The sequence below is a fragment of the Streptomyces sp. NPDC052020 genome (genome assembly GCF_040680575.1).
Lineage (GTDB): Bacteria > Actinomycetota > Actinomycetes > Streptomycetales > Streptomycetaceae > Streptomyces.
Genome location: NZ_JBFAWY010000017.1, coordinates 121889 through 139256, shown reverse-complemented (window position 1 = coordinate 139256; position 17368 = coordinate 121889). Strand labels below are relative to the sequence as shown.

Sequence of the window (17368 nt, the reverse complement as noted above, 5' to 3'; positions counted from 1 at the left end):
GGGTGGTTTGCCTGCCCAATTCTCCCCCGCGCGACTTGGGAAAGGCCGGGCGGGGGGAGATTTGGACGGGCCCGTCGTGGCCGGTCCGCTGGGACGGGCCGCGCCGGAATGAAAACCGACCCGCTGGTGCACAAGGCCGGATCCCGGAGTTCGCTTGTTCAGTCGTACACCAGAGCAAGCGATTTTTCTCCACCGGTACGGGCGGCGAGAACAGTAGGGTCGAAGAGTAGGGCGTGGAGGGGGAATGGGGGCGCCGCACGGCGTGCTGAGCAGGATGAGTCCGCAGCCTTTCGCAGCTGTTGCTCAAGGCTGGCTGAACCGGTGTGGGGGATGGGGCTGTTTGATGGCGATTACCGGCAGCTGCCGCACATATTCACGCATGCTTGCGATCGCATGTTCCGCTGTGCGTAGTGAGGTGAAGGAATGCACGCACGCAAGGACGCTTCGGAAAGCGGCTCGGTGAATTCGCCGGTTCTCCCGCTCGATTCCGACGAGGTGCCCTGGGTGCTGTCCGCCCCGGACCAGGCCGCGCTGCGCGCGCGTGCTCGGACGGTGCGGGGGCTGGTCGGTGGTGACAGTGGCGCGCGTACGGGGCGCCTCACTCGGGCGCTGGCGTCCTCCGCGGCCGGCCCCGGTTGCCGCGCGGTGTTGTGGGGCGCCGCTCCTGAGGAGTTGCGCAGCGGTCTCCAGGCGCTCGCCGAGGGGCGGCTGGGCTCCCGCGGCGTCCAGGGGACGGCGCGGACGGGTGGCGGTGCGGCGTTCATCTTCCCTGGCCAGGGGCCGCAGTGGCCCGGTATGGCGGTGGAACTGTGGGACACCGTGCCGGTGTTCGCCGCAACCATGCGGCGCTGCTCCGAGGCGTTGGCGCCGCACGTGCCCTGGAGTCTTGAGGAGGTGCTGCGCGGGGCGGCGCAGGCCCCGCCCCTGGAGGGTGTGGATGTCGTGCAGCCCGCTCTGTTCGCGGTCATGGTGTCGCTGGCGGAGCTGTGGCGGTCCTGTGGTGTGGAACCCGCGGCGGTGGCGGGGTACTGCTTCGGTGAGGTCGCCGCCGCCCATGTGGCGGGGGCGCTGTCACTGCCCGACGCGGCCCGGGTGGTCACCGTCATGGCCCGTGCCCAGGCCAGGGTCGCCGGCAAGGGGGCCATGGCCTCGGTGCTGCTGCCCGAGGACGAGGTGGCCGCACGCCTGGCGGGGGGAAGGGCGCTCCATCTGGCGGCGGTGACCGGTCCGCGGTCGGCCGTGGTGTCCGGCACGCCGGCGGCGGTCGAGGAGTTCCTGGCGCGCTGCGCGGAGGAGGGGGTGCGGGCGCGTCGCGTCCCGGTCGATGTGGCCGGGCATTCCGAGCAGTTCGAGGAGCTGCGCGCCCCTCTGCTGGAGGAGCTGCGGGATCTGAGGCCGCGTTCGTCGCGCGTCCCCTTCCACTCCGCGCAGACCGGCCGCCCCGTGGACACCGCCACGCTCGACGCCGCCTACTGGTGGCGCAACCTGCGTCGGACGGCGCGGCTGGACGAGGTGGCCCGCCGGCTGCTGGCCGCCGAGTACCGAGTGGTGGTGGAGGCCAGCCCGCACCCGGTGCTCGCCGCGGGCGTGCAGGACGTGATCGACGACATGGGCGCCGACGCCACGGTCGTCGCGACGTTGCACCGCGGAGCCGGCGGTACCCGGCGGTTCACGGTCGCCCTCGCCGAGGCGTATGTGGCGGGCGCCGAGGTCGACTGGGCGGCGGTGTGCGGCCGCGCGGAGGAGGGTCCGGCGGACGGTGACGAGCCGCCACCGCCCTGGGAGGGGGGAGCGGAGGCGGAGGACACGCCCCGCGGCGGGGAGGGCCCTCCCGCCTCCGGGCACCAGGATGACGACCTCGCCCCCGGCGCGGTCCTGCGCCGGCGTCTGACCCGTCTGTCGCCGGCCGCCGCCAAACGGCTCCTGCTCGGCCTGGTGTGCGGGCATGTCACCACGCTGCTGGGCCGCCACGACACCGAGCCGGTCCCCGCCCGGGCCCTCTTCCGCGATCTGGGCATCGACTCGGCGAGCGCGTACGAACTGCGCAACAGACTCGTCCGGGACACCGGGCTGCGGCTGCCGCCCACCGTGGTCTTCGAGCACTCTTCCCCCGCGGCGATGGCATCGTGGCTGTTCTCACAACTCGTCGGAGCGCAAGCGCCGAAGGCGGCGCCGATGTCCACGGCCGCCCGCCCCCGGGGCGAGAGGGAGCCGGTCGCGATCGTGGCGATGGGGTGCCGCCTGCCCGGCGGCGTGGGCTCTCCCGAGGACCTGTGGCGGCTGCTGGCCGAGGAACGCGACGCGGTGGGCCCCTTCCCGGAGGACCGCGGCTGGGACCACCCGCTGCGCTACGAGCCGGACGTGGACCGGGCGGCCGGGCGGCCGGGCGCCTACTACCAGGCGGCCGCCGGATTCCTGTCGTCCGCCGCCGAGTTCGACGCCGCCTTCTTCGGTATTCCGCCCCGCGAGGCCCTCGCGATGGACCCGCAGCAGCGGCTGCTGCTGGAGACGGCCTGGGAGACCCTGGAGCGCGCCGGCATCGACCCCGGCACGCTGCGCGGCACCGATGCCGGGGTCTTCCTGGGGGCCATGTCCGCCGGCTACGGACCGCGATGGCAGGACGCGGGCGGCGAGGTCGCCGGACACCTGGTCACCGGCAACCTGACCGCTGTCGCCTCCGGCCGCATCGCCTACACCCTGGGCCTGCACGGCCCGGCGCTGACCGTGGACACCGCCTGCTCGGCCTCGCTGGTGGCCGTCCACCTCGCCTGCCGTTCGCTGCGCCAGGGCGAGTGCTCCCTGGCCCTGGCGGGCGGCGCCACGGTGATCACCGGGCCGGGACCGTTCGCCGAGTTCAGCCGGCAGCGGGCGCTCGCCCCGGACGGGCGGTGCAAAGCGTTCTCCGCCGCCGCCGACGGGTTCGGACTGGCCGAGGGAGCCGGGCTGCTGCTGCTGGAACGGCTGTCGGACGCCCACCGCCACGGCCACCCGGTCCTGGCGGTGGTCCGCGGCAGCGCGGTCAACCAGGACGGCGCCAGCAACGGGCTCACCGCGCCCAGCGGCCGGGCCCAGCAGGAGGTGATCCGGCTGGCCCTGGCCGACGCCGGACTCGGCCCCGACGACGTGGACATGGTCGAGGCCCACGGAACCGGGACCCGGCTGGGCGACCCGATCGAGGCTCGCGCGCTGCTCGCGGCATACGGTCGCGGCCGCACCGCGGGGCGGCCCCTGTGGCTGGGATCGCTGAAGTCGAACATCGGCCACGCGCAGGCCGCCGCAGGGGTCGCCGGCGTCATCAAGGCGGTACTGGCGCTCCGTAACGGTCGGTTGCCCCGCACCCTGCACGCCGACGAGCCGACCCCGGAAGTGAACTGGTCCGAGGGCACCGTCCGGCTGCTGACCCGGGCCCGCCGGTGGCCGCGGGGGGACCGGCCGCGCCGCGCCGGGGTGTCGTCCTTCGGCATCAGCGGCACCAACGCCCACCTGGTTCTGGAGGAGCCCTCCGCGGTGCCGTCGCGAGAACCGGAGCCGGACGCGGCGCCGGGGCCCGCGGCCGGGGAGGGGCGCGGCCCCGACCTGCTGTGGCCGCTGTCGGCGCGCGGGACGCGAGCGCTGCGCGCCCAGGCCCGGCGGCTACTGGAGTGGACGCAGGCCACGGCCGGGACCGACGAGGCGGAGATCGGCCACGCCCTGGCCACCGGCAGGGCCGCCTTCGAGGACCGCGCGGTGGTGCTCGCCCGGGACCGGGCGGCTCTCACCGCGGGCCTCACCGCGGTCGCCACGGGCACTGAGGCGCCCGGCGTGATCCGCGGCACCGCGCGGGCGGACGGCCCCGTGGTGTTCGTCTTTCCCGGTCAGGGGTCCCAGTGGCCGGGCATGGCCGTGGAACTGCTCGACGACAACGCCGTCTTCCGCGACCGGATGGCCGCCTGCGCGCAGGCGTTGGCCCCGCACACCGACTGGGCGCTGGAGGAGGTGTTGCGCGGGCGCCCCGGAGCGCCGGCGCTGGACCGGGTGGACGTGGTGCAGCCGGCCCTGTTCGCCGTCATGGTCTCGCTCGCCGAGGTGTGGCGCTCCTACGGCGTGGTGCCGGACGCGGTGGTGGGCACCTCTCAGGGCGAGATCGCCGCGGCCTGCGTGGCCGGGGCCCTGACACTGCCCGATGCCGCTCGCGTGGTCGCCGTCCGCAGCCGGCTGATCGGTCGCCACCTCGCCGGGCGGGGCGGCATGCTGTCCGTCGCCCTGCCGGTGGAGGAGGTCCGGCGCCGGCTCGCGGCGCGGGCCGGACGGGTCGAGGTGGCGGTGGTGAACGGGCCGGAGTCCACCGTGGTGGCCGGGGAGGGCGACGCCCTGGACGCCTTGGCCGCGGAGCTGGACGGCGCGGGGGTACGGGTGCGCCGCCTGCCGGTGGACTACGCCTCGCACTGCGCGGGCGTGGAGGCGATCCACGAGCCGCTGCTGGACGCCCTCGCCGGCATCGGCCCGCGCGACACCCTCGTGCCCCTGTACTCGACGGTGACCGGTGCCCCCCTGGACGGGACCGCGCTGGACGGCGCGTACTGGATGCGCAACCTGCGCGAGCCGGTGGACTTCCACGCCGCGACCCGGCGGCTCCTGGCCGACCAGCACCACGTCTTCGTGGAGGTGAGCCCCCACCCCGTGCTCACGGCCGCCGTCCAGGAGACCGGCGAGGCAGCCGGCGGGCCGGACGCGGTGGCGATCGGCTCCCTGCGCCGCGACGAAGGCGGCGGCCGCCGCATGCTCACCTCCCTGGCCGAGGCGTACGTCCAAGGGGTGCGCGTCGACTGGTCCGCCCTCTACGGCGACCCGCCTCCGCACCACCTCGACCTGCCCACCTACCCGTTCCAGCGGCAGCGGTTCTGGCTGCCGGCGGAGTCCGGCGGCACGGCCGGCCCGTCGGCGCGCGACCCCGAGGAGACCCGCTTCTGGACCGCGGTGGACCAGGGCGACACCGCCGCGCTGGCGCGCACCCTCGACACCGGCGACGAGGCGGCGCTGCGGCCCGCGCTGCCCGTCCTGGCCGCGTGGCACAAGGACCGGCGCAGGCGAGCCGCGGCCCGGGACTGGCGCTACCGCGTGGACTGGGAGCCGTGGGACGCGAGCCGGGACGAGCCGTCCGCGGGGGCGCCGGGCACCTGGATCGTGGTCACCTCCGCGCGAGCGGCCGCGTCCGGCGCGGCCCGGGCGTGCCTGCGGGCACTGACCGCGCTCGGCTGCCGGGTGGTCACCGTGGACCTGGCCGGCCCCGGTGTGGCGCGGGGCGCGCTGGCCGGCCGGCTGCGCGCCGCGGCCCGCGGGGCGGAGCCGTCCGGGGTGCTGTCCCTGCTCGCCCTGGAAGGGGCCCCGCACCCCGGGCACCCGGAGGTCCCGGCCGGTGTCGCGGACACCCTGTCCCTCGCCCAGGCCCTCGGTGACGCGGGGATCGACGCCCCGCTGTGGCTGGTGACCAGCGGCGCCGTGGCGACCGGCGGCGCCGACGCGGCCGGCTGCGATCCGGCGCAGGCCATGGTGTGGGGCCTGGGCCGCGTCGTCGCCCTGGAGTATCCGGGCCGGTGGGGCGGGCTCCTGGACCTGCCAGGGGAAGCCGCCGCACCGGACGCCGTCGCCGTCGCCCGGGCGCTGACCCGGCTGGGGGATGAGGACCAGATCGCGGTGCGCGAGGCGGCGCTGTACGTGCGCCGCCTGGTGCGGGCTCCGCTGCCTCCCCGGCCCTCGGGGGCGCGGCCGTGGCGGCCGCACGGAACGGCCCTGGTCACCGGAGGCACCGGCGGGCTCGGCGCGCACGTCGCCCGCTGGCTGGCCCGCGCGGGCGCCGGCCACCTGGTGCTCGTCAGCAGGCGCGGACCGGAGGCCCCGGGCGCCGCCGAACTGGCCACCGAGATCAAGCGGCTCGGCGTCCGCGTCACGGTAGCGGCGTGCGACACGGCCGATCGTGCCGCGCTCGCCGCGCTCGTCACCGGACTGCGGGCCGAGGGCGCCGACATCCGCACCGTCGTGCACGCCGCGGGCATCGCGCCGCTCGCGCCGCTGAGCGACACCACCGTCGCCCAGCTGGCGGACACGGTCCGCGCCAAGTCCACCGGCGCGGAGCACCTCGACGAGCTCTTCGACGGCGATCAGGCCCCCGAGGCGTTCGTCCTGTTCTCCTCGATTTCCGGGGTCTGGGGCAGCGCCGACCACGCCGCCTACTGCGCGGCCAACGCCCACCTCGACGCGCTCGCCGTCCGGCGGCGCGCCCGCGGCCTGCCGGCCACATCGCTCGCGTGGGGCATCTGGAACCCGGACGACGGCGGCGGCATGGCCACGGCACTGACGCGGGACCGGTTGCGGGCGCACGGGGTGGGCTTCATGCCGCCCGACGCGGCGATCGGCGCGCTGCACCAGGCGCTGGACCACGACGAGACCTGTGTGGCGGTCGCGGACATCGACTGGGAGCGGTTCGTCCCCGCCTTCACCTCTGCCCGCCGGCGCCCGCTGCTGACGGGAGTCCCCCAGGCCCGGCGCGTCGCGGAGGCCGAAGACGTCCCTCCCGCCGAGGTCTGCGGCCCGGCCGGCTCCGGCGGAGCGCTGCGCGGGCGCATCGAAGCCCTCCCCGCCGGGCAGCGCGCGCACGCCCTGCTGGACCTGGTCCGCACGCACACCGCCGCGGCGCTCGGCCACGCCGACGCCGGGAGCGTGGACACCGGCCGGCCCTTCCGGTCGCTCGGTTTCGACTCACTGACGGCGGTCGACCTGCGCAACCGGCTGTCCGCCGCGACCGGGCTGCGGCTGCCGGTCACCGTCGTCTTCGACCATCCGACCGGGCGCGAGCTGGCCCGGCACCTGCTCGCCCGGCTGCTGGGCGGCGCCGAAGCGTCCGGCGCGAGCGGACCGGTACCGGCTGCCGCTCCGGCGCCCGCGGCCGGCGCCGCGCCCGGGGCGGACGACGATCCGGTGGTGATCGTGGGCATGGGCTGCCGCCTTCCCGGAGGCGTCCGTTCCCCCGAGGACCTGTGGCGGCTTCTGGTCGAGGAGCGGGACGCGGTGACCGCGTTCCCCGCGGACCGCGGCTGGGACCTGACCGAGCTCCTGGGGGACGGCGACGGCCGCCCCGGGCTGTCGTACGTCCGCGAGGGCGGCTTCATGCCCGACGCGGACCGCTTTGACGCGGCGTTCTTCGGGGTCAGTCCGCGCGAGGCGGCCGCCATGGACCCGCAGCAGCGGCTGCTGCTGACGACCGTGTGGGAGACCGCCGAGCGGGCCGGGATCGATCCGTCCTCGCTGCGCGGCTCCGGCACCGGGGTGTTCGTCGGCGCCGGCTACCAGGGGTACGGCGGGTGGGGCAGCACGCCCCTGCCGGACGACGCGGCGGGACATCTCGTCAGCGGCACGGCGATGAGCGTCCTGTCCGGCAGGGTGGCCTACACCCTGGGGCTGACCGGCCCCGCGGTCACCGTCGACACGGCGTGCTCGTCCTCGCTGGTCGCCCTGCACCTGGCCGTCCGGGCGATCCGGCAGGGAGACTGCGCGCGCGCCTTCGCGGCGGGTGCCACCGTCATGGGAACCCCCTTGGTCTTCACCGAGTTCAGCCGGTTGCGGGCGCTGGCCGCGGACGGCCGGTGCAAGGCCTTCGCGGACTCGGCCGACGGAATGGGTCTCGCCGAGGGCGTGGCGGTGCTGCTGCTGGAGCGGCTGTCCGCGGCGCGGCGTGCCGGGCACCGGGTGCTGGCGGTGGTCCGCGGCTCGGGCACCAACCAGGACGGGGCGAGCAACGGGCTCACCGCGCCCAGCGGACCGGCACAGCAGGCGATGATCGAACAGGTGCTGGCCGGCACGGGACTCAGCCCGGCCGACGTCGACGCCGTCGAAGCCCACGGCACGGGTACCACGCTCGGCGACCCCATCGAGGCCCGGGCCCTGATCGCGGCCTACGGCCGGGAACGCCCCGCCGGCCGGCCGCTGCTGGTGGGCTCGGTCAAGTCCAACATCGGGCACACCCAGGCCACGTCGGGCCTGGCCGGTGTCGTCAAGACGGTGCTCGCGCTGCGGCACGGGCTCCTGCCCCGGACGCTGCACGTGGACCGGCCGACGCGGCATGTGGACTGGTCGGCGGGCACGGTGCGGCTGCTGACCGAGGCGTGCCCGTGGCCGGAGACGGGCCGCCCGAGGCGGGCCGGGGTGTCGTCCTTCGGCCTCAGCGGCACCAACGCCCACGTCATCCTGGAGCAGGCGCCGGACGACGGGGCCGGGACCGGCCACCGCAGCGAGCCCCGGCTCCCGGCCGCGGAGGACGGCCGGGCGGGCGGCGGGCACGGCATCCGGGCGGACGGCACGGCAGCGGCGGCCGGCTCACGGCCCACCGCGGCGCTCCCCGTGCCGTGGGTGGTCTCCGGTCATGACGCGGCGGCGCTGCGGGCCCAGGCGGAGCGGCTGCGCGCGTACCTGTCGGAGCGTCCGGAGCTGGACCCGGTCGACGTCGCGCACACGCTGCTGACCGCACGTGCCGCCCACGCGCACCGCGCGGTGGTCGTCGGCAGGGACCGTACCGCGCTGCTGGACGGGCTGGCACGGGGCCATGCCGCGGCCGGGGTCGCCACAGGGGTCGCGGCACCCGACCGGAGGGTGGTGTTCGTCTTCCCCGGGCAGGGCGGGCAGTGGCCCGGGATGGCGGTGGACCTCCTGGCGCACTCCGAGGTCTTCGCGAACCGGATGGCCGAGTGCGAACAGGCCCTGGCCCCGTGGGTGGACTGGTCGCTGCTCGACGTCGTGCGCGGCGCCGCGGGAGCCCCGCCCCTGGAGCGGGTCGACGTGGTGCAGCCGGTCCTGTTCGCCGTCATGGTCTCGCTGGCCGCGCTGTGGCGGGCGCACGGGGTGGAGCCGGCCGCGGTGGTGGGGCACTCCCAGGGCGAGATCGCCGCGGCCTGCGTGGCCGGGGCACTGTCGACGGCCGACGCCGCCCGGATCGTCGCCGTACGCAGCCGAGTGATCGGAGAACGCCTCGCCGGGCATGGCGAAATGGCCTCCGTGGCACTGGCCGCCGACGAGGTGCGCCGACGGCTGGCCCCCTATGCCGGGCGGCTGTCGGTCGCGGCGGTCAACGGGCCGCGGTCGGTGGTGGTCTCCGGGGAGCCGGCGGCCATGGCCGGACTGCTGGCGGGATGCGCGGCCGAGCAGGTGCGCACCCGGCGGATCCCGGTCGACTACGCCTCCCACTCGGCGCAGGTCGAGGCCGTCGACGCCGAGTTGCGGGCCGCCTTCGCCGAGGTCCGGCCCCAGCCCGGCACGGTGCCCATGTATTCCACCGTCACCGGCGAACCCGTCGGCACCGGAACACTGGACGCCGGATACTGGGTGCGCAACCTGCGGCAGCCGGTGGAGTTCGAAGCCGCCACGCGCCGGCTGATGACGGCCGGGCACGACCTCTTCCTGGAGGTCAGCCCGCACCCGGTACTGCTGATGGCCGTGCAGGAGATCGCCGACGCCACCGGCGCGAGCGCCCACGCGATCGGCACGCTGCGGCGCGGCGAGAGCGGACCGGCCCGCTTCGTCACCGCGCTCGGCGAGGCGTACGCCCACGGGGCCCCCGTCGCCTGGGAGCCGCTGTTCGCCGGGCGCCGCCCCCGCCGGGTCGACCTGCCCACCTACGCCTTCCAGGAGGAGCCCTTCTGGCTCGGCGGCCCGGCGGCCCCTTCGGCGGCGCACGCCCGTGACACCGCCGGGGCGGTGCTGTGGGAGGCCGTCGAACGGGAAGACGCCGACGCCATCGCGGCGGCGGCCCTCGACGGCGAGGTCGACGGCGACGCCGCCCGGACGGCGGAAGCGGCGAGCGCGCTGCGCCGCGCGCTGCCGCTGCTGGCCCGCTGGCGGCGGCGCCACGCGGAACGCTCCCGCGCGGACGCCTGGCGCTACACGGTCGCCTGGCGCTCGCCGCGCCGCGCGGTCGCGGCTCCGCCCCGCCCGCTCGGCCACTGGCTGCTCGTCACCGGCGAGGACGGCGCGGCGCGCGAACCGTCCGCCGCCGTCGTTCGGGCTCTCGCCGGACGCGGAGCCCGGCTCACACCGCTGCCGTTGCCGGGCGGCGGCCTCGGGCGAGCCGCCCTGACCGACCGGTTGCGGACGGCGCGGGCACAGGCTGACGGCGGCTTCGACGGCGTGCTCTCGCTGCTGGCCCTGGACACCGAGGACCCGGTCGGGGCGCCCGACGTCCCGGCGGGGCTGCTGCGCACCGTCGCGCTGCTCCAGGCACTGGGCGACGCCGGGATCGAGGCACCCCTGTGGTGCGCGACCCGGTGCGCGGTCCGGGCGCACGAGGCCGACCGCGTGACCGAACCGAGCCAGGCCATGGTGTGGGGCCTGGGCCGGGTGGCCGCCGCGGAGTACCCGCGGCGGTGGGGTGGCCTGATCGACCTTCCCGAGGAGCTGGACGACCGCGCCGGCGCGCTGCTGGCCGACGCGCTCACCGGGGCCGGCGGCGAGGACGAGCTCGCCCTGCGCGCCACCGGTCTCCTGGCCGCCCGGCTGGTCCGGGACGCGCGCGGCGGGGCACGGCCCACGACGCACTGGACTACCGGCGGCACCGTGCTCGTCACCGGCGGCACGGGCGCCCTGGGCGGGCACGTCGCCCGCGCGCTGGCCGGCGCGGGCGTCCGCGAGCTGCTGCTCGTCAGCCGGCACGGCGAGCGCGCGGAGGGAGCCGGAGAGCTGGTCGCCGAGCTGACCGGCCGGGGCGCCCGGGTCACCGTGGCGGCGTGCGACGTCGCCGACCGGGCCGCGCTCGCCGCCGTACTGGCCGCCGTGCCGCCCGAGCACCCACTGACCGCCGTGGTGCACACGGCGGGAGTCCTGGACGACGGACTCATCGACACCCTCACCCCGCAGCGGCTGGCGGCCGCGCTGCCGGCCAAGTGGCGCGCCGCGTGGCACCTGCACGAGCTGACGCGCGATCGGGACCTGTCCGCCTTCGTGCTGTTCTCCTCGCTCGCCGGCCTCCTGGGGCGGCCGGGACAGGGCGGCTACGCGGCAGGGAACGCCTTCCTCGACGCGCTCGCCCACCACCGGCGCTCCCTGGGGCTGAAGGCCACGTCCGTGGCCTGGGGCTCCTGGGGCACCGGCGGCCTCGTCGACGCCGGGCACGCCGACCGCCTCGCGAGCCAGGGAATCACGGCGATGCCGCCCGCGGCGGCGACGGCCGCCCTGCTGCGCGCCCTGGAGCTGGACGACACCTGCGTGGCCGTCGCCGACATCGCCTGGGACCGCTACGCGGCCCACACCGAGGCGGCGCGCCCCCGCGTCCTCCTGGCCGAGTTGACGGGGGCCGCGCCCGCGCCCGGCGAGGCCGCGCCAAGCGAAGACGCGCCCGGCACCTCCGCGCTCGCCCGCCGCCTGGCCGGACTGCCGCGCGCCGACGGCGACCGGCTGCTGCTCGATCTCGTACGCGGCGAGCTGGCCGTCACGCTCGGCCACGCCGACGCCCAGCGCATCGCGGCCGACCGGGCCCTGCGCGAACTGGGGATGGACTCCGTGACCGCCCTGGACCTGCGCAACCGGCTCGCCGCGGCCACCGGCCTCCGGCTGCCCGCCACACTCGCCTTCGACCACCCTACGGCCGTCGCGCTCGCCGCCCGGCTCCGCACCGAACTGGGCGGAGCCGCGGAAGCCGCTGCCCCGTCGGCCCGGACTCCGCGGGCGCGGGCGGCGCCGGCGCCCGCGGAGCCCATCGCGATCGTCGCCATGGGCTGCCGGCTGCCCGGCGGTGTCAGGAGCCCCGAGGACCTGTGGGACCTGCTGCGCGCCGGCCGCGACGCCATCGGCGGCCTGCCCACCGACCGCGGCTGGGACCTCGACGCGCTCTACCACCCGGACCCGGACCACGTCGGCGGCTTCTACACCCGCGGCGGCGGCTTCCTCTACGACGCCGCCGACTTCGACCCGGAGTTCTTCGGGATCTCCCCCCGCGAGGCGGCCGCCATCGACCCGCAGCAGCGGCTGCTGCTGGAGACCACGTGGGAGACGTTCGAACGCGCCGCGATCGACCCGCACTCCGTGCGCGGCAGCCGCACCGGCGTGTTCATCGGCGCCAACTACACCGACCACGGCACGAGGTTCCGCAAGGCGCCGGAGGGGTTCGAGGGACACCTGGCGACCGGCGGCGCGGCCAGTGTCGCCTCCGGCCGCATCGCGTACACCTTCGGCCTGGAGGGGCCCGCCATCACCGTCGACACGGCCTGCTCGTCGTCGCTCGTCGCACTGCACCTGGCCGTGCAGGCGCTGCGCCGGGGCGAGTGCGCGCTCGCCCTGGCCGGCGGCGTCACGATCATGTGGACCCCGTACACCCTGGTCGAGTTCAGCCGCCAGGGCGTACTGGCGCCCGACGGCCGGTGCAAGGCGTTTTCCGCCCGCGCCGACGGGACCGGGTGGTCCGAGGGCGTCGGTGTCGTCCTGGTGGAGCGGCTCAGCGATGCCCGGCGCAACGGCCATCCGGTCATGGCCGTCGTGCGGGGCTCGGCCACCGGCCAGGACGGCGCGAGCAACGGGCTCACGGCCCCGAGCGGACCCGCCCAGCAGCGGGTCATCCGCGACGCGCTGGCGGACGCGGGCCTGACGCCCGACCAGGTCGACGCGGTGGAAACCCATGGCACCGGAACCACCCTGGGCGACCCCATCGAGGCGGAGGCGGTCCTCGCCGCCTACGGCAGGGGCCGTCCCGCCGGGCGGCCGGTGCTGCTGGGCGCCCTGAAGTCCAACATCGGGCACACCCAGGCCGCCTCCGGGGTGGCCGGGGTGATGAAGACCGTCCTGGCGCTGCACCACGGCGTACTGCCCAAAACCCTGCACGCCGACGAACCGACCCCCCATGTGGACTGGTCGTCGGGCGCGCTGCGGCTCCTTACCGAGGAGACACCCTGGCCGCGCACCGGCCGGCCGCGCCGCGCGGGCGTGTCCTCCTTCGGCATCAGCGGCACCAACGCCCATGTGATCCTGGAACAGGCGCCGGTGGAGCCGTGCCCGCAGGCGCCGGCGAAAGCCCCCGCGAGCGCGGCCGGTACCCCGGCCGCACCGGCCGGTGCCGTCCGTCCCGTCGTGCCGCCCTGGCCGGTGTCCGCGCACACCCCCGGGGCGCTGCGGAGCCAGGCCGCGGCACTGCTCGCCCGCCTGGAGGCCGACCCCGGTGCCTCGCCCCTGGACGTCGGCTTCTCGCTTGCCACCACCCGGGCCGTGCTGGAGCACCGCGCCGCCGTCGTGGCCGGCGACCGGGACGGGTATCTGGCGGGCCTCGCCGCGCTGGCCCAGGGCCGCCCCAGCCCCCGTGTGGTGCACGCCGCCGCCGCGCCGGGCGGGCGCACCGCGTTCCTCTTCGCCGGGCAGGGCAGCCAGCGCCCGGGCATGGGACGGGGGCTGTACGAGGCGTATCCGGCGTTCGCCGACGCGCTGGACGCCGTGTGCGCGCACGCGGACCGCCATCTCGACCGGCCGCTGCGCTCGGTGCTGTTCGCCGCGCCCGGCAGCGCGGACGCCGTCCTGCTCGACGACACGGGCTACACGCAGATCGGCCTGTTCGCCCTCCAGGTGGCCCTGCTGCGGCTGTGGGAGTCCTGGGGAGTGGCCCCCGACGTCCTGCTCGGCCATTCGGTCGGCGAGCTGGCCGCCGCGCACGCGGCCGGGGTCTTCTCCCTGGCGGACGCGTGCACGCTGGCCACCGCGCGCGGGCGCCTGATGCGGGAGCTGCCGGGCGGCGGCGCGATGCTCGCCGTGCGTGCCACGCGGCAGGAGGTCACGGACGCGCTCGCGCCCCTGGCCGGACGGGTCGCGGTGGCGGCCGTCAACGGCCCCCGGGACGTCGTCGTCTCCGGCGACGAGGAGTCCGTGGCGGCCCTTGAGGCCCGATGGCGGGCCGCTGGGCACCGGACCAAGCGGCTGCGGGTGCGTCACGCGTTCCACTCCCCGTACGTGGAGCCGGTACTGGAGCGGTTCCGCGAAGTGGCCAGGACGGTCGCGTACGGCGAGCCCCGGCTGCCGGTGGTCTCCACGGTCACCGGCGCCCCCGCCGCGCCGGAGCTGTTGCGCAGCCCGGAGTACTGGGTGCGCAACATCCGCGGCACCGTGCGGTTCCTCGACGCCGTCCGGGTGCTCGGCGGGCAGGGCGTGGCCGCCTGCGTCGAGATCGGCCCGGACGGGACACTGACCGCCGCCGCCCGCGACTGCCTCGCCGCCCCCGCCGGGACATCGGACGGTGGCGCGCCGCTGCTGGTGCCGACGCTGCGCCGCGACCGGACCGAGACGCACGCCGTGGCGACGGCCCAGGCGCGGCTGCACGCGCACGGCGTCGCCGTGGACTGGCACGCGGTCTTCTCCGGCACCGGGGCGCGCCGCGTCGAGCTGCCCACCTACGCCTTCCAGCGCCGCCGCCACTGGCTCCAGCCCCCGGCCGCCGACGACGTGGCGGCGGCCGGGCTGCGGCCCGCGGGCCATCCACTGCTCGGCGCCGCCCTCGACGTGCCCGGCGGCGAGGAGATCCACTTCACCGGCCGGCTGTCGGCACGCACCCATCCGTGGCTCGCCGAGCACCGCCTCGGCGGGCGGGCACTGGTACCCGGGACCGCCTGCGTGGAGCTCGCCCTGCACGCGGGCGGCCGGGCCGGCTGCCCGCACCTGGCCGAACTGGCCCTGGAGGTCCCGCTGTTCCTTCCCGAGCGCGGCTCGGTGCAACTGCGCGTCGTCCTGGGGGCGCCCGGTGAGGGCGGCGAGCGGCCCTTCACCCTCTACGCGCGCGAGGAGGCCGCCTCGCCCGGGACCTGGAGACGGCACGCCACCGGCACACTGGCGCGACCGGGCCCCGGCACCGGTACGGCCTTCGCCGTCTGGCCGCCCCCCGGGGCCGAGCCGCTGCCGGCGGGAGGGCTGTACCAGCGGATCGCCGCCGGCGGCGGGCTCGTCTACGGCCCGGCGTTCCAGGGCCTGCGCGCCGCCTGGCGCCACGGTGAGGAGGTCTTCGCCGAGGTGTCGCTGCCGGACGCGCGACGCGCCGAGGCAGCGGCGTACGCGCTGCACCCGGCCCTGTTCGACGCCGCCCTGCACACCGTGGCGTTCACCCGCGAGGACCCGTGCGTGCCCTTCGCGTGGACGGGGGTCGCCGTGCACACCCGGGGTGCCACGGCGCTACGCGTCCGCCTGACCCGCACCGGCCCCGACACGGTGGCGCTCACCGCCGCCGACCCCGCCGGGCGAACGGTGGTGACCGTGAGCGGTCTGGCACTGCGGCACCCCGGCGGCCCGCACGCGCGCGGGGCCGGGGAAGGCGGCGCGCTGTACGGCCTGGACTGGCGGCCGCTGGCCGGAACCGCGTCGGACGCGCGGCGCCTGCCTGGCCGGTGTGCGGTGCTCGGGTCCGCCCCGGTGCCCGGCGCGCCGGACGGCGTACGGCGGTACCCGGACCTGGCCGCGCTGCTCTCGGCGGCGAACGGCGCCGGCCCGGTGCCGGAGACGGTGCTGGTGCCGCCGCCCGGGACCGCGGACGCCGATCCCGTCACGGCCCTGCACAGCGCCACGCGCCGCACGCTGGAGCTGGTCGCGGACTGGCTGGCGCAGGAGCGGTGCGCCGGCTCCCGGCTGGTGTTCGTCACCCGGGGCGCGACGGCCGTGGGGCCCGAGGAGGAGGCCCGGACCGATCCGGCGCAGGCCGCCGTGTGGGGCCTGGTCCGGTCGGCACAAAGCGAACACCCGGGCCGGTTCGTGCTGGTGGACACGGACCGGGACCCCTCGCCCGCCGCGCTGGTCGCGGCGCTCGCCACCGGTGAGCCGCAGGTCGCCGTGCGTGGCGGCACGGCCCGCGCCGCACGTCTGACCCGCCTCGCCCCGCGGTCCGGGCCGCGGCCGGACGACGGCGCGGCGCCCGGCGCGTTCGGCGGGGCCGACGGAACCGTACTGATCACCGGGGGCACCGGCACCCTCGGCTCGCTCCTCGCCCGCCACCTGGCGCGCGAACACGGCGTCCGCCGGCTCCTGCTGGTCAGCCGCCGGGGCCCGGACGCCCCGGGCGCGGACCGGTTGCGCGCGGATCTCGCAGCCCTCGGGGCCGAGGCCGTCCTGGCCGCCTGCGACGCCGGCGACCGGGCGGCGCTCGCGGAGCTCCTCGCCACCGTTCCCGCCGCGCACCCGCTCACGGCCGTCGTCCACGCCGCGGGCGTCCTGGACGACGGCGTGGTCACCGCGCTGACCTCCGCCCGCCTCGACCGGGTGCTCAGCGCCAAGTCCGACGCGGCCTGCCATCTGGACGAGCTCACCCGGCACCTGGAGCTGAGGGCGTTCGTGCTGTTCTCGTCCGCCGCCGGGGTCCTGGGCGGGTCGGGCCAGGCGGCATACGCGGCCGCCAACGCCCACCTGGACGCGCTCGCCCGGCGCCGCCGGGCGAGCGGGCTGCCCGCGGTCTCCCTCGCCTGGGGCCTGTGGGAGGAGCTGAGCGGCATGACGGGCGGCCTGAAGCGGACGGACCTTCGGCGCATCGCGCGGCGGGGGCTGGTCCCCATGGCCTCGGGGGAGGCGCTGCGCCTGTTCGACGAGGCCCTGGCGGCCGGCGAGCCGCACGTGATGCCGGCGCGCCTGGACCCGTCCGCGATCGCGTCCGGTGACGGGAGCGTTCCGGCGCTGCTGCGCGACCTGGCCCCGGCAGACCGTGCCGCCCAGGGAGCCCCCGCCGAAGGGCCCGCCGCTCCGGCCGCCGCCGGGCCGCCCCGCTCCGGGGCCGCCCATGCGAACGGCGGGGCCGCCCACGCGAACGGCGGGGCCGCCCACGACCCCGCGCGGGAGCTGCGGCAGCGGCTGGCCGCGCTGGACGATCAGGGGCGCGAGCAGGTCCTGACCGAGCTGGTGTGCGCGCACGCCGCCGTGGGGCTCGGGCTCGACGACCCGGACCTCGTGGATCCGGCCCGCGGCTTCCTCGATCTGGGCTTCGACTCGCTGAGCGCCGTCGAACTGCGCAACAGCCTGGACGCCGCCACCGGGCTGCGGCTGTCCGCGACGCTGCTGTTCGACCACCCCACGCCGCTGGCTCTCGCCCGGCACCTGCGGCGGGAGCTGGCAGGGAGCCAGGACCACGGCGGCGCCGCGACCGGTCACGGCCTCGACGGCGCGGTGGACGGGACCGAGACGCTGGACCGTCTGGAGGCACTGCTGCCGCTGATCGCCGCCGATCCGGGCGCCGGCGCGCGGCTGGGGCGGCGGCTGCGGTCCTTGCTGGACCGCCTGGAAGGGACGGACGGAGCGGACACGCTGCGGCCCGCCACCGACGAGGAGATGTTCGCCCTCATCGACGAGGAGCTGAACACCGACTGAAGACCGCCGGCACGGCACCCCGGCGCGGCACCCCTACGGA

The 17368-nt window shown here is 77.1% G+C and carries 1 protein-coding gene; it reads left to right on the top strand.

The features are described from left to right. Window positions 1-423 precede the first annotated feature (423 nt). Window positions 424-17328: a type I polyketide synthase gene (locus tag AB0L74_RS19660; RefSeq protein WP_365653458.1), complete on the top strand. Its 16905-nt coding sequence runs from the start codon at window positions 424-426 to the stop codon at window positions 17326-17328. Window positions 17329-17368: the final 40 nt, after the last annotated feature.